Origin of the sequence: Pantoea anthophila (assembly GCF_006494375.1) — a bacterium.
Classification (GTDB): domain Bacteria; phylum Pseudomonadota; class Gammaproteobacteria; order Enterobacterales; family Enterobacteriaceae; genus Pantoea; species Pantoea anthophila.
In genome coordinates, this window is record NZ_VHIZ01000066.1 from 74,167 (window position 1) to 88,518 (window position 14,352).

At 57.6% G+C, this 14,352-nt stretch carries 15 protein-coding genes; 8 read left to right on the forward strand and 7 right to left on the reverse strand.

All coding sequences use genetic code 11. The features are described 5' to 3' along the window. Positions 1-16: 16 nt before the first annotated feature. Positions 17-1,369 carry a glutathione-disulfide reductase gene (gorA, locus tag FJW00_RS21460; protein WP_009087879.1) on the reverse strand — a complete coding sequence of 451 codons (1,353 nt, stop codon included), beginning with the start codon at positions 1,367-1,369 and terminating at the stop codon, positions 17-19. 127 nt (positions 1,370-1,496) lie between these two features. Here gorA and rnz point away from each other — a divergent pair, with 127 nt between their 5' ends. Then, entirely contained in the window at positions 1,497-2,408 is a 912-nt protein-coding gene (rnz, locus tag FJW00_RS21465) for a ribonuclease Z (RefSeq protein WP_058956939.1), read from the forward strand. Here rnz and FJW00_RS21470 read toward each other — a convergent pair. Together FJW00_RS21470 and FJW00_RS21475 are read right to left on the reverse strand one after the other, a co-directional pair. Then, positions 2,405-3,223: a CPBP family intramembrane glutamic endopeptidase gene (locus FJW00_RS21470; protein WP_140029784.1), complete on the reverse strand. Its 819-nt coding sequence runs from the start codon at positions 3,221-3,223 to the stop codon at positions 2,405-2,407. The two genes, rnz and FJW00_RS21470, sit on opposite strands and share 4 nt — an antisense overlap. 14 nt (positions 3,224-3,237) lie before the next feature. Then, the gene (locus tag FJW00_RS21475) at positions 3,238-4,080 is read right to left on the reverse strand and encodes a 23S rRNA (adenine(2030)-N(6))-methyltransferase RlmJ (RefSeq protein ID WP_009087873.1); all 843 of its coding nucleotides are present in this window, start codon (positions 4,078-4,080) and stop codon (positions 3,238-3,240) included. Between the two features lie 112 nt (positions 4,081-4,192). Here FJW00_RS21475 and FJW00_RS21480 point away from each other — a divergent pair, with 112 nt between their 5' ends. Genes FJW00_RS21480 through rsmJ form a run of 3 tightly spaced genes read left to right on the forward strand, consistent with a single transcriptional unit; the run spans position 4,193 to position 7,190 of the window. Next, complete coding sequence (locus tag FJW00_RS21480) at positions 4,193-4,375, forward strand: hypothetical protein (protein WP_058956941.1); 183 nt, start codon at positions 4,193-4,195, stop codon at positions 4,373-4,375. 11 nt (positions 4,376-4,386) lie between these two features. Further along, a complete protein-coding gene (gene prlC, locus FJW00_RS21485) occupies positions 4,387-6,429 on the forward strand; it encodes an oligopeptidase A (protein ID WP_009087870.1) in 2,043 nt (680 codons plus the stop codon). Positions 6,430-6,437: 8 nt separating this feature from the next. Continuing rightward, positions 6,438-7,190, forward strand: coding sequence for a 16S rRNA (guanine(1516)-N(2))-methyltransferase RsmJ (gene rsmJ, locus FJW00_RS21490; RefSeq protein ID WP_046100774.1), 753 nt, complete (start codon positions 6,438-6,440; stop codon positions 7,188-7,190). 120 nt (positions 7,191-7,310) lie between these two features. Here rsmJ and FJW00_RS21495 read toward each other — a convergent pair whose 3' ends face one another. Together FJW00_RS21495 and uspA are read right to left on the reverse strand one after the other, a co-directional pair. Beyond that, positions 7,311-7,553: a hypothetical protein gene (locus FJW00_RS21495; RefSeq protein ID WP_058956944.1), complete on the reverse strand. Its 243-nt coding sequence runs from the start codon at positions 7,551-7,553 to the stop codon at positions 7,311-7,313. 304 nt (positions 7,554-7,857) lie between these two features. Next, positions 7,858-8,295: a universal stress protein UspA gene (gene uspA, locus FJW00_RS21500; protein WP_009087866.1), complete on the reverse strand. Its 438-nt coding sequence runs from the start codon at positions 8,293-8,295 to the stop codon at positions 7,858-7,860. A gap of 413 nt (positions 8,296-8,708) precedes the next feature. Here uspA and uspB point away from each other — a divergent pair, with 413 nt between their 5' ends. After that, a complete protein-coding gene (gene uspB, locus FJW00_RS21505) occupies positions 8,709-9,044 on the forward strand; it encodes a universal stress protein UspB (RefSeq protein WP_009087864.1) in 336 nt (111 codons plus the stop codon). Between the two features lie 49 nt (positions 9,045-9,093). On the opposite strand, the gene pitA is transcribed toward uspB, so the two are convergent. Then, positions 9,094-10,596, reverse strand: coding sequence for an inorganic phosphate transporter PitA (pitA, locus tag FJW00_RS21510; RefSeq protein WP_009087862.1), 1,503 nt, complete (start codon positions 10,594-10,596; stop codon positions 9,094-9,096). Positions 10,597-10,839: 243 nt separating this feature from the next. Between pitA and FJW00_RS21515 the strand changes: the two genes are divergently transcribed. After that, entirely contained in the window at positions 10,840-12,024 is a 1,185-nt protein-coding gene (locus tag FJW00_RS21515; protein WP_140029788.1) for a BaiN/RdsA family NAD(P)/FAD-dependent oxidoreductase, read from the forward strand. 7 nt (positions 12,025-12,031) lie between these two features. Here the strand turns inward: FJW00_RS21515 and FJW00_RS21520 are convergent, their stop codons facing one another. Next, complete coding sequence (locus tag FJW00_RS21520) at positions 12,032-13,018, reverse strand: aldo/keto reductase (protein WP_140925617.1); 987 nt, start codon at positions 13,016-13,018, stop codon at positions 12,032-12,034. A gap of 293 nt (positions 13,019-13,311) precedes the next feature. Here FJW00_RS21520 and FJW00_RS21525 point away from each other — a divergent pair, with 293 nt between their 5' ends. Beyond that, on the forward strand, positions 13,312-13,509 hold the full coding sequence (locus tag FJW00_RS21525; protein ID WP_033736089.1) for a hypothetical protein: 198 nt from the start codon (positions 13,312-13,314) through the stop codon (positions 13,507-13,509). 1 nt (position 13,510) lies between these two features. After that, on the forward strand, positions 13,511-14,338 hold the full coding sequence (locus FJW00_RS21530; RefSeq protein WP_033736088.1) for a hypothetical protein: 828 nt from the start codon (positions 13,511-13,513) through the stop codon (positions 14,336-14,338). Positions 14,339-14,352 lie beyond the last annotated feature (14 nt).

Below are 14,352 nucleotides of genomic sequence, written 5' to 3' on the forward strand. Positions count from 1 at the left end.
CGCAGGGGGGAGCTTGCTAGCGCATGGTCACAAACTCTTCCGCTGCGGTCGGGTGGATCGCTACGGTGTTGTCGAAGTCTTTCTTCGTCGCACCCATTTTCAGCGCCACGGCGAAGCCCTGCAGCATCTCATCCATGCCGAATCCGATACCGTGAATCCCGACAATCTTCTCATCGGCACCCACACAGACCAGCTTCATGCGGCACGGCTGACGGTGCTGCGTCACGGCGGTGTACATCGCCGTAAACGACGATTTGTAGACCTTCACCTGATCGTCGCCATACTGTTCACGCGCCTGCGGCTCTGTCAGACCGACGGTGCCAATCGGCGGATGGCTGAACACCACGGTCGGGACATTGCTGTAATCGAGATGCTCGTCCGGCTTGTTGTTAAACAGGCGCTCAGAGAGGCGACGGCCCGCGGCCACCGCTACCGGGGTCAGTTCAACCGCACCGGTGTTATCACCCACGGCGTAAACGCCTGACACATTGGTGTTCTGGAACTTATCGACGCGGATGTAGCCTTTCTCATCCAGCGCCACGCCCGCGGCCTGAATATTGAGATTGTCCGTTTCAGGCTCACGGCCAATCGCCCAGACCAGGCAGTCCACGGTGTAGTCGCTGCCGTTTTCCAGCTGCAGCGTCAGGCTGCCATCTTCGTTTTTAATCACGGCTTTCGGAACGGCTTCGGTATGCAGCATCGGCCCTTCGCTGTTCATCACTTCTACCAGCGTCTCGCTCAGCAGGGGATCAAAGCTGCGCAGCGGCGCGTGTTTACGCACGAACAGATGGGTTTCCGATCCCAGCGCGTTCACCACACCGGCCAGCTCCACCGCGATGTAGCCCGCACCGATCACCGCGGTGCGCTTTGGCAGGGCGTCCAGCTCGAAGAAACCATCAGAATCAATACCGTACTCCGCACCCGGAATCGAAGGGTGAACCGGGCGGCCGCCCGTGGCGATCAGAATATGGCTGGCTGTGATAATCTCGCCGTTGACTTCCACGCTATGCGCATCGACAAAGCGGGCAAAGCCTTTAATCACTTCGACTTTGTTTTTACCCAGCACGTTGTCATAGGAGTTGTGGATACGATCGATATAGGCGCTGCGGTTTTTGACCAGCGTGGCCCAGTCGAAACGATTCACGGTGGTGTCAAAGCCATAATCCGGCCCGTACAGATGGATAGCTTCGGCGATTTGCGCGGCGTGCCACATGATTTTCTTCGGCACACAACCTACGTTCACGCAGGTGCCGCCCAGCTCTTTGGCTTCAATCAGGGCACATTTCTGGCCATACATGGCCGCACGGTTAATTGAAGCGATGCCGCCGCTGCCGCCGCCAATGGCGAGATAGTCGAAATGTCGGGTCATTGAAGTATCCATCCGGTTGCATAAAAATTTGGGGTTGAGTGTAACGCTGTCGGTCGAAATGACGCAAAGATTGCGCCTATGATTGTAATAGGGTTCTGTTTTTTCATCGCTTTCAGGGAAGCATACCATGCACCTTACTTTTCTCGGCACCGGCGGCGGTGCGCCCAGCCTGCAACGCAACGTCACCGCCATCGCCTTCACCCGCGCACTGAGCGGGGAAACCTGGCTGTTCGACTGCGGCGAGGGCACGCAGTTACAGTTTATGCGCTCCAGCCTGAAACCGGGCAAGCTGGATAAGATTTTTATCACCCATCTGCATGGCGACCATATTTTTGGTCTGCCGGGGCTGCTCACCAGCCGCTCAATGGCCGGGTTAACCACCCCGATGACGGTCTATGGCCCGAAAGGCCTAAAGACCTTTGTTGAAACGGCGCTGGCGATCAGCGGCTCCTACACCGACTATCCGCTGAACATTGTTGAGATTGAGGCGGGCTGGACGCTGGATGATGGCGAGTTCCGGATCAGTGCCTGGCCGCTGAACCATCCGGTTGCGTGTTTTGGTTATCGCATTGAGCAGCACGACAAACCCGGCCTGCTCGATGCCGCGCGGCTGAAAGCGGAAGGGGTTCCGCGCGGGCCATGGTTTCAGCAGCTGAAACAGGGAGAATGCGTGACGCTGGAAGATGGGCGGGTGGTCAATGGCGCGGATTATCTCGGCCCGTCGACGCCGGGCAAGAAGCTGGCCATCTTTGGCGATACGGCGCCGACCGATGTCGCGTTGCAGCTGGCGGCGGATGTTGACCTGATGGTGCATGAAACCACGCTGGAGGCGGCGATGGAGGAGAAAGCCAACGGACGCGGACACTCTACTACCCTGCAGGCGGCCGACGTGGCAAAGCGCGCCGGAGCCAAACGGCTGATCGCCACTCACTTCAGCTCCCGCTATCTGGCAAAGGATATGAGCCGCCTGCTGGCCGAGTGCCAGACGATTTTCCCCCGCACCGAGCTGGCGAGCGACCTGGCGGTCTTCACCGTCTAGTGTTGCAGCGCGGGATAGGTGAACAGCAGCAGATGGGTAAGATTCAGGGCAAAGTGCAGGAGGGTCGCCAGCCATAAGCGGCCGCTCCAGTGCCACGCCAGGCCGTACAATCCTCCCGCCAGGGTGGCAAAAATCACCAGCAGCACGCCGCCGGGGGCGTGCGCCAGTCCGAACAGCAGTGCGCTGAGCAGCAGCGCGGGCATCCCCCCCAGCGCCTCTCTCAGCCGCTGTTGCAGATAACCCCGGAACAGCGCCTCTTCGGCCAGCGAAACAAAGAAGAGATTCGCCAGCACAAACGCCCCCAGCCACGGCGGAAAGTGAGGCTCAATCGCCAGGCCGCCCGGCAGCACGGCGCTACCGAGCAGCAGCGGAACCGCGGCGATTAACGCCAGCGCACTGAGCCAGCGAAAGCGCGGCGGGTGGGCAGGGGCGCGGAAGAGGGTGGGCAGCGCGGCCAGCAGCACAAAGGGAACCAGGGCTTTATCGAAGTTAAAGGAAAAACTGAAAGGCACGCTCTGCGCGCCAGCACGCACCTCATCCACCTGGCGGGGATTAGCAAAGCCGGGGAACAGATGGAGAAATAACCCCACGGCAATCACAACCAGCAGGGCTTCGCTGAGGCGGTGCCGCCGGGAAGGGGCCGGATGCCAGAGACGCACCCCGGCCAGCACCCCGGTGCCGGCCAGCAGCGGCAGCACCGGCCACGTCAGAACATGCTGATAGAACCCCACTCCGACGGCGAACGCTAACAGCAGGAGAGCCAGCCGTCGGGCGGGTTGCAACGCGGCCAGCGCACCGGCCAGCAGGAGCCACATCAGGCCGGACGCACTTATTCAGGTACGATCTGGTTCACGACCGCGTGGCCGGTTCCGGCGGGCACCAGCTTCTGATGCAGCCACGGCAGCAGAGTTTCCATCTGTTGCGCCAGCTTCCACGGCGGGTTAATCACGATCATGCCGGAAGCGGTCATGCCGCGCTGATCGCTGTCAGGACGGGTCGCCAGTTCAATCTGCAGGATATTGCGGATACCGGTGGCTTCCAGATCGCGCAGCATGTGTTTGATCTGCTGACGTAACACCACCGGATACCACAGCGCAAAAACGCCGGTGCTGAAACGCTTATGGCCTTCCTGAATGCCTTTCACCACCGCCTGATAATCGCTTTTCATCTCGTATGGCGGGTCGATCAGCACCAGACCACGACGCGACAGCGGGGGCAGCTTCGCTTTCAGCTGCTGATAGCCGTCGGCACGATCGACGCGCGCGCGCTTATCTTTGCTGAACTCGTTACGCAGCAGCGGGTAGTCGCTGGAGTGCAGTTCCGTAAGCTGCAGTTTGTCATCTTCACGCAGCAGGTGACGGGCAATCAGCGGCGAGCCGGGATAGTAGCGCAGCGTGCCACTGCGGTTCAGCGCCGCAATCGCATCAAAGTAAGGTTGCAGCAGTTCAGGCGCATCGGGCTGCTGCCAGATGCGGGAGATGCCTTCCAGATATTCGCCGGTGCGCTCGGCGTGTTCACCGCTGAGCTGATAGCGGCCCGCGCCTGCGTGGGTATCCAGGTAGAAGAACGGTTTCTCTTTCTCTTTCAGCGCCGTAATGATCAGACTCAGCACGGTGTGCTTCAGTACGTCGGCGTGGTTGCCAGCATGGAAGCTATGGCGATAACTCAGCATTGTTTATCCTGTTGAATGTATAAGGTTTTAATCGATGGGAAATCAATTTGTACCAATTATTACCTCACGTATTACCCACAGAACGACGCACAGCACCCGACGCAGGAAAAGCATGAGAATCCGCGATTATATCAGGGATGGGCGGGCGATGTGCCAGAAGCGTGACAACAAATCGGGGCGCGCCATCCGGCGGTTTCTTCCTCACCTCATCCTGCCTGCCATTGATTTTCGCTACACTAAGCCGCATGTTATTGAGATTGCGTTGCGCGACCCGCTGCGCCCCATACATCCATAAAGGACTGTGCTATGACCAATCCGCTACTGACATCTTTTACGCTTCCCCCTTTTTCTGCCATCCAGCCTGAACATGTGGTGCCTGCCGTGACTGAAGTGCTCAGTCAGTGTCGCGCAGAAGTTGAAAAGGTCGTGGCGCACGGCGCGCCTTACACCTGGGATAACCTGGTTCAGCCGCTGGCTGAAACGGATGACCGCCTGAGCCGTATCTTCTCGCCGGTCAGCCATCTCAATGCCGTGAAGAACAGCCCGGAGCTGCGCGAAGCCTATGAGCAGACGCTGCCGCTGCTGTCGGAGTACAGCACCTGGGTGGGTCAGCATGAGGGACTGTATCAGGCGTATCGCGACCTGAAAGAGGGCGATCAATACGCGACCCTGGATCTGGCGCAGAAGAAAGCGGTAGATAACGCCCTGCGCGATTTTGAGCTTTCCGGTATCGGTCTGCCGAAAGAGAAGCAGCAGCGCTATGGCGAAATCGCCGCGCGTCTCTCCGAGCTGGGCTCGGCGTACAGCAACAACGTGCTGGATGCTACCATGGGCTGGAGCAAACTGATCACCGACGAAAATGAGCTGGCCGGTATGCCAGAAAGTGCGCTGGCGGCGGCGAAAGCGCAGGCCGAAGCCAAAGAGCAGGAGGGCTGGCTGCTGACGCTGGATATCCCAAGCTATCTGCCGGTGATGACTTACTGCGATAACGCGGCGCTGCGTGAAGAGATGTATCGCGCCTATGCGACACGCGCCTCCGATCAGGGGCCAAACGCCGGGAAATGGGATAACGGCCCGATCATGGCGGAAGAGCTGGCGCTGCGTCACGAGCTGGCACAACTGCTGGGCTTTGACTCTTACGCCGACAAATCGCTGGCGACCAAAATGGCCCAGAGCCCGTCTCAGGTGATCGACTTCCTGAATGACCTGGCCGAACGCGCCCGTCCGCAGGGGGAAAAAGAGCTGGAGCAGCTGCGCGCCTTCGCGAAAAAAGAGCATGGCGTTGAAGAGCTGAATCCGTGGGATCTCACCTATTACGGGGAAAAGCAGAAGCAGCATCTCTATACCATCAGCGATGAGCAGCTGCGCCCATACTTCCCGGAAGCGCGTGCGGTCGCTGGCCTGTTTGAAGTGGTCAAACGCATCTACGGCATCAGTGCGAAGCAGCGTAACGACGTTGAGGTCTATCATCCTGACGTGAAGTTCTACGATCTGTTCGATGAAACCGGCGAACTGCGCGGCAGCTTCTATCTCGACCTCTATGCCCGCGAACACAAACGTGGCGGCGCCTGGATGGATGACTGCGTGGGTCAGATGCGTAAAGCCGATGGCACCCTGCAGAAGCCGGTCGCCTATCTGACCTGTAACTTTAACCGTCCGGTGAAGGGGAAACCTGCGCTCTTCACCCATGACGAAGTGATTACCCTGTTCCATGAGTTCGGTCATGGTCTGCACCACATGCTGACCCGCATCGAAGCGCCTGGTGTTTCCGGTATCAGCGGTGTGCCATGGGATGCGGTCGAACTGCCAAGCCAGTTTATGGAAAACTGGTGCTGGGAGCCGGATGCGCTGGCGTTTATCTCCGGACACTATGAGACCGGCGAACCGCTGCCGAAAGCCCTGCTGGATAAAATGCTGGCCGCGAAGAACTATCAGGCCGCGCTGTTTATCCTGCGTCAGCTGGAGTTCGGCCTGTTCGATTTCCGTCTGCATACCGAGTTCAACCCGGAAAAAGGCGCGCAGATTCTGGAAACCCTGCGTGAAGTGAAAAGCCGCGTGGCGGTGGTGCCTGGTCCGGAATGGGGCCGTTTCCCGCACGCCTTCAGCCACATTTTTGCGGGCGGCTATGCGGCAGGTTACTACAGCTATCTGTGGGCGGACGTGCTGGCGGCGGATGCCTATTCCCGTTTTGAAGAGGAGGGGATCTTCAACCGCGAAACCGGCCAGTCTTTCCTGGATAACATCCTGACGCGCGGCGGTTCGGAAGAGCCAATGGAGCTGTTTAAGCGCTTCCGTGGCCGTGAGCCGCAGCTCGATGCGATGCTGGAACATTACGGCATTCAGGGATAAGTCGGTTCGTGAAAATCTGTTTGCTCGATGAATCAGGCGCCGGAGACGGCGCTTTGTCACGTTTAGCGCAGCGCTGGCAGCTGGAGCAGGATGACACCGCGCTGCTGGCGCTGGTGCAGACCGCGACCCATCTTGAACTGCGCAAGCGGGATGAGCCAAAGCTGGGCGGTATTTTTGTTGATTTCGTCACCGGCGCCATGGCCCATCGCCGTCGTTTCGGCGGAGGACGCGGTGAAGCCGTCGCCAAAGCGGTCGGCATCAAAGGCAGTTACCTGCCGGATGTGGTCGATGCGACCGCCGGTCTGGGACGCGATGCGTTTGTGCTGGCGGCGCTGGGCTGCCGGGTACGGATGCTGGAGCGCCACCCGGTGGTGGCAGCACTGCTGGAAGATGGTCTGCAGCGTGGCTATCAGGATGCGGAAATCGGTCCCTGGCTGCGCGAGCGGCTGACGCTGATTCATGCGGCCAGTGCCCAGGCACTGGGTGATATCACGCCACCGCCTGATGTCGTGTATCTCGATCCGATGTATCCCCATCGCCAGAAAAGTGCGTTGGTGAAAAAGGAGATGCGGGTCTTTCAGTCGCTGGTGGGGCCGGATGAGGATGCGGATGCGTTACTGGAACCTGCCCGCCGGCTGGCAAGAAAACGCATTGTGGTAAAACGGCCAGACTATGCGCCGCCGCTGGCGGGTGTGGTGACGCAGGCCGCCGTAGTGACTAAAAGCCATCGCTTTGATATTTATCCCCCGCTCAGCGAATAACGTATGTCAGCGCGAGTGGCTATTTCGTTTTCTGTTTTTGCTTAAAGAGCATGCCTGATAACGTTTCAGGCATGCTTCAGCCTCTCCTGTTTGCGCAATCGTACAAACAGGGTAAATAAATCAGGCCGATATTGTCGTCAGGAAGCCGGAAAAGGCGGTCAGAAAGCTTTTGGCCACATTCAGGCCGAGGGCTCTGAAGGTCAGACTCAGTCGCTCTCCGAATGTGGTGCTTTCCTTCAGCGACGTCAGGGTGCTGTCCAGTAAGCCCGAAACGTCCGTCAGTGCGCTGTTCACGTCACCCAGAAATTCAGGCAGGCCAGCACCGCTTACCGCCGCAATTTCTTTCTCGTTAATTTCTCTCATTGTTAATGTCCTTATTGATTAAATAGATCAGCTTATCTTTTTCCTGCTCTCTCTGATGTAAACAGGTCAGAGAGCAGGCGAAAGATAGCGAATGGGAAAAGGTTGCCCATAGTAAAATTGTGATAAACAGCGCGCTGCCTGTAATAAAACGATTCGCATTAGCGAATCAATAATTCATTAATGTAACGCCGGTTTTAATATGATGTTCAGATAAGCGGAACGAAGCGGATAAATGCGGGGGCCGGGCCGAACCTGAAAGAGACGGCAGAGAAAAGCCGGCTGACGCCGGCTTTCAGAAAAGGATTTATTCGTCGTCGGCATCGCGCAGCGGCACAATCAGCATATCGATATGCACCGTGTTAATCAGCTGACGGGCCGAAGACATCAGCTTGCTCCAGAAATCCTGATGATGACCGCAGACCACCAGGTCAACGTCATACTTCTTAATGGCATCGACCAGAACCTGACCCAGGTCGCCGCTGCCGCTCAGGGTTTCACTGATCGGATAACCGGCCGCCTCTGATAATCCTTTCAGGGCAGTGTGCGTCTCTTCCGAGATACGCTTCTGCATATCCCCCAGGTTAACGTCGATCAGACCGGTGTAAAGGTCGGAGTAGTTCACGTCGACGTGAATCAGGGAAATGCGGGCATCGTACGGGCGAGCCAGCGAAACGGCCTTATCCACCAGTAACTGACTTTCGGGGGAAAGGTCTACTGCAATCAGGATATGTTTATAAGCCATGATAAAACTCCTTTCGCGAGATTAAGGATGGCATCCGGTGTTCCTGCCGCGTCACAGCTGAGCGAAATCCCTTGCGCGAGCGGGCGATGAGCGCCACCAAAGTATCTGCCTGCGTTGCAGGTGATGTTGTTATGCCCTGAGTATAGTCTTCTCTCACCGTAAATGCTGTGGTTGCCGTCTGGCTTGTGAATAAGATCAAGGCTGTGCCGGATTTACTCGCGCTGAACGAAAATCATCGTTGGAAAAAACGTAAAGATTTCTCCTACACTGAAAAAAGGCGGTCCGATTCGCAACCGCTCAGGGGGTCGAAAACTTTCGCAGTCCGGTGATTCAGTGGCTGGTGATGACGGCAGGTTTGCTCAGGGATTTATCGCTGGGTCAGCGACTGCGCCGCCAGTCGGGAGGGGGAGAATATGATCAGCACGGTTGCGCTTTTCTGGGCGCTTTGTGTGGTATGCATCGTGAATATGGCGCGCTATTTTTCATCTCTGCGCGCACTGCTGGCGGTATTACGGGGGTGCGATCCACTGCTCTATCAGTATGTCGACGGCGCGGGCTTTTTTACCTCTCACGGTCAGCCGAGCAAGCAGGTGAGGCTGGTGACCTATATCTGGGCTAAGCGCTATCTCGACCATCATGACGATGAGTTTATCCGGCGCTGCGAGCGGGTGCGGGGGCAGTTTATTCTGACCAGCGCGCTGTGCGGACTGGTCATTATCAGCCTGGTGGCGCTGGCGATCTGGCATTAAAAAAGGGCGACCGGAGTCGCCCTTTTTAGCTGGCATTACACCAGTTGCATTACACCAGTTTTAGCGCAATCCAGTAGAGCGAACCTGACAGCACAATACAGACCGGCAGGGTGAAGACCCACGCCATCGCGATGTTCTTGATGGTCCGGCTCTGCAATCCGCCACCGTCAACCAGCATGGTACCGGCAACGGATGAGGAGAGGATGTGCGTGGTCGAAACCGGCATACCGGTGTAGCTGGCGACGCCAATCGACAGCGCGGCCGTCACCTGAGCTGACATGCCCTGCGCATAGGTCATGCCTTTTTTACCGATTTTTTCACCAATGGTGGTGGCGACACGACGCCAGCCAATCATGGTGCCGGTGCCCAGCGCCAGCGCCACAGCCATGATGATCCAGATCGGCGCATACTCAATGGTGCCGAGCAGGTCGCTTTTCAGCTTACCAAGGAAGCGTTTGTCATCGGGCGTGGTCTCCGGCAGTTTCGCCGCCTTGTCGGCAGTGTCGGAGATGCAGAGCAGCAGACGACGCATCTGACCGCGCTGTTCAACCGTCAGCTGATCGTAGCTCTGCAGGTTATTCAGCAGCCCCTGAGCACGCTGAACCGCCTGCAGCGCGCGGGCGCTGTCACAGTGGAACTCCTGCGGGCTGGTGGCCGGCACTTCTTCCGGTGTCGGCAGCTTTGGCGGTGCCATCTGGATGATATGCGTCAGCGAGGCGCTATGCTGCTGATAATATTGCTCCAGGTGATTGACCGCATCGCGGGTGCGCGTGATGTCGTAACCGGAGGCATTCATGTTGACCACGAATCCCGCCGGAGCCACACCAATCAGGACCAGCATGATCAGACCAATGCCTTTCTGGCCGTCGTTTGCCCCGTGCGAGTAGCTGACGCCGATTGCCGATACAATCAGGGCAATACGGGTCCAGAACGGCGGCTTCTTCTTGCCGTCGATCTTCTCACGGTCAGCAGGCGTCATATGAATACGCGCACGCTTTTTGGTGCTGCTCCAGTAGCGGCGCAGAATAAAGATTAAGCCACCCGCAATCACCAGGCCGATGATCGGCGACAGGATCAGAGAGAGGAAGATATTCAGCACTTTCGGGATGTTGAGGGCATCAACGACCGAGGTGCCGCTCATCAGGGCGTTGGTCAGACCGATACCGATAATGGCGCCGATCAGCGTATGGGAGCTGGAGGCCGGCAGACCGAGATACCAGGTGCCGAGGTTCCAGATAATCGCCGCCAGCAGCATAGAAAACACCATGGCGAGACCGTGTGCCGATCCCACATTTAACAGCAGGTCGGTGGGAAGCATATGAACAATAGCGTAAGCGACACTCAATCCACCGAGCAGCACGCCAAGGAAGTTGAATACGCCTGCCATGACCACAGCAAGCTGGGCACGCATGGCACGGGTATAGATGACCGTCGCAACCGCGTTGGCCGTGTCGTGGAAACCGTTGATCGCTTCGTAAAACAATACAAACAGCAGGGCAAGAACCAATAACAGACTCGTACTGAGGTCTAGACCAGCAAACAGATGTAGCATAAACGTTACGCCATTTTTGGAGGACATGAACGCGGCGCATTATCCGCGACAACGTGCTGTATGGGAAAGGAAAATATAGCCCTAATTTGACCTTTCGTTGTAAGCCTGACGCGTAAGTCAGCGAAAAAGGGTTAGATATTAAGCAGATACATTATGACACATTTACGGCAATTTTTTGACGCTGGCGTCTCAGTGAGCAGATCACTACAATCTGCGCCTTTCCTGTTATATGAGTGAGCTGCAGTGGAACAGTTTGACGTTATCATCATTGGTGCCGGGGCCGCAGGCCTGTTCTGTGCCGCCCAGGCCGGACAGCGGGGACGCCGCGTATTACTGCTGGATAATGGCAAGAAGCCAGGCCGCAAAATTCTGATGTCTGGCGGCGGGCGCTGCAACTTCACCAATCTCTACACGGAACCGGCGGCTTATCTGTCGCACAATCCCCACTTCTGCAAGTCGGCGCTGGCCAGATATACCCAGTGGGATTTCATCGATCTGGTTAATCGCCACGGCATCGCCTGGCACGAGAAAACCCTGGGCCAGCTCTTCTGCGACGACTCTGCGCAGCAGATTGTCGATCTGCTGATGGCCGAGTGTGACAGGGGCAATGTCACTCTGCGGCTGCGCAGTGAAGTGCTCAGCGTCACGCGCGATGAGCGCGGTTATACGCTGCAACTCAACGGCAGCACGGTGCAGGCTGAAAAGCTGGTGATCGCCAGCGGCGGCCTGTCGATGCCGGGTCTGGGTGCCTCGCCGTTTGGCTACAAAATTGCGGAGCAGTTCGGGCTGAGCGTCTTCCCGACGCGGGCCGCACTGGTGCCCTTTACCCTGCATAAACCGTTGCTGGAGCAGTTGCAGACGCTCTCTGGCGTCGCGCTGGACACCACCATCGATGCCCAGGATGGTACCCGCTTTAAAGAGGCGATGCTCTTCACCCATCGCGGGCTATCCGGCCCGGCGGTGTTGCAGATCTCCAGCTACTGGCAGCCGGGTGAGTTCGTGACGGTCGATCTGTCGCCCGCCACCCCGCTGGCACCGTTTCTGACGGCGCAGCGCGACGCCCATCCTAACCTCAGCCTGAAAAACAGTCTGGCCAAAATCCTGCCGAAACGGCTGGTGGAAGTGCTGCAGGCGCTGAACGTGGTGCCGGATGTCACGCTGAAGCAGCTCAACAGCCGACAGCAAACGGAACTGGCGCAGACCCTGCACGCCTGGCGCATCCAGCCAAACGGCACCGAGGGATATCGCACCGCCGAAGTGACGCTGGGCGGCGTGGACACCACGCAGCTCTCCTCAAAAACCATGGAGGCGCGCGCGGTGCCGGGACTCTACTTTATTGGTGAAGTGGCGGACGTGACCGGCTGGCTGGGGGGATATAACTTCCAGTGGGCCTGGAGTTCCGCCTGGGCCTGCGCCCAGGCGTTGTAACGCCCGTTTACCAGCGCTGATGCACGTGGGGCGCGATCTTCTCCTGATAGAGCTGCTTCAGCGCCGCCATCGTTTCCGCAGAGAGCGCGTCAACGCCGCTGGCACGCGCATTTGCTTCCGCCTGCTCGCGGTTTTTCGCACCGGGAATGACCACGCTGACATCGTCGTTCATCAGGATCCAGCGCAGCGCGAACAGGGCCATCGTGATGTCGCCCGGAACAAAGCGGCGAATCTCCTCAACCGCCTCCAGCGCCACCTCATAAGGCACGCCGGAAAAGGTCTCTCCTTTATCAAACGCTTCGCCATGACGGTTAAAAGTGCGGTGATCGTCAGCGGCAAACACGCTGTCGGCATGCATTTTGCCGGTCAGCAGGCCTGATGCCAGCGGCACACGGGCGATGATAGCCACATCACGGCTTTTCGCCTCATGCAAAAGCCGTTCAGCCGGACGCTGGCGGAAAATGTTGTAAATCAGCTGAATGGACGCGACGTTGGGAAACTCCAGCGCCTTCAGACCCTCTTCGACTTTCTCAACGGATACGCCGTAGTGACGGATTTTTCCGGCGGCCACCATCTCATCCATCACCGCAAACACCTCCGGGCTGTAATAGACCTCGGTGGGCGGGCAGTGCAACTGGACCAGATCCAGCGTGTCGGTTTGCAGATTATCCCGCGAGCGGTCAATGAAATCGTTGAGGTTTTTCGCATTGTAGCCTTCAGCCACATTGGGAGAGAGGCGCCGCCCCAGTTTGGTAGCCACGAAAGGGCGTTCGCCGCCGCGCTGTTTCAGCACCTCGGCAATGATTTTTTCGGAGCGGCCATCGCCATAGACGTCGGCGGTATCGATAAAGGTGACGCCCGCATCCAGCGCGGCATGCAGTGCGGCTCTGGCATCCTCCAGGCTGACCTCTCCCCAGGTTCCGCCGATAGCCCAGGCGCCAAAGCCAATTTCAGAGACGCGCTGACCGGTACGGCCCAGTGTTCGTAGTTTCATGCAAACTTTCCTCGATGCGTTTCAGACAGGGTAAGAGTACGTGGATGACCCTTGAGCTTAGTCTTTCCTGGCCGGGAGAGCGCGCCGCGTCCCCGCAGCTCAATCCAACAGAGCAGGAGGCGTCTGCGACGCCAGGCCGCTGGTAACGTTGAGGTTTTCAGGAAAAAATCGCCGGAAACAACGCCTTGCCGCTTCGCTAATTAGCTGATTTTAAGAAATTTCCCCTGAAATTAATTGGGCGAGAGTGTGGATTCAGTCACATACTTCTTTTTTTGACTCACAAGTGGATCGCTATGTTCAGGTTTATTAAGTCGGTCTTTGCCAGTCCCGAGAAATTTCTGCAGATCATGACCCGCCAGGATATCAACGACTCGATTGCCGAAGGTGAACGCATCATCATTGATGAAAACGGCAATATCTCGGTCAACACGCTGAGCGAGGAAGTCCACGAAGATTTTTCCCGCCATGTGAACGCGTTAAAGGGAGTCTGAGGTGGGTACCGCAATATTCATGGTCCTGATGGTGAGTGGTTACTGGTACACCAGCCGCGATCTCAACAGCCGTTTTAAAATCCGCCGCTCATCAGGCTGGGACGTCTATTTCCTGGTCGCGCTGTATGGCTGTATTTTTGTCCTGCAGGGGGTCTTTGCCACCGGCCTTGTCTGGCTGCTGCTGCTGGGCATCTCCGCGCTGGCAAATGCTGTTCAGGTCATACCGGGCGCCCATCTGAAGTGGCAGGTGGAGTTCATGAACTGGAGCTTTCTCGGCATCCAGGCTCCGGTTGTCATTATGCTGGCCTTCGCGATCCTGCTCTGTCTCTACCGCTCCAACTGGGCGGGCAGCGCACGGCTGAACGTTTCAGGCCGTAAAGATCTCTATCAGCGGCTCTCCCGATCTAACGGTGTGGAGCAACTGCTGTTTCAGTGCATGGAAGAGGGTGAACTGGCGTGGATCACGCTGAAGTCCCGCCGCATCTACATCGGCATGGTTCACGCCTCCACGTTCGAATATGAGAGCACCAAAAACATTGTGCTGATTCCGATGCTGAGCGGCTATCGCGACAGCAAGACGCTGAAGCTGGCGGTGGAGCACAACTACAGCAAATGGTATGCCGAGCATGGCATTACGCTCGACTCGACACCGAAAGATGCGATGTCGTTTCGTAAGGTGATCATGGTTGATCAGATTGAAAGCCTGTCACTGTTCGATCCGGCCAGCGCCACGGCGCTCTCAATGGGCCATCCCCAGGAAGTGGAGAAGAGCCAGGGGAACGAGAACGGCGACAGTCCGGATGATAAAAGCCGGGACACACAGGGATAAGTAAAGCCAGGAAA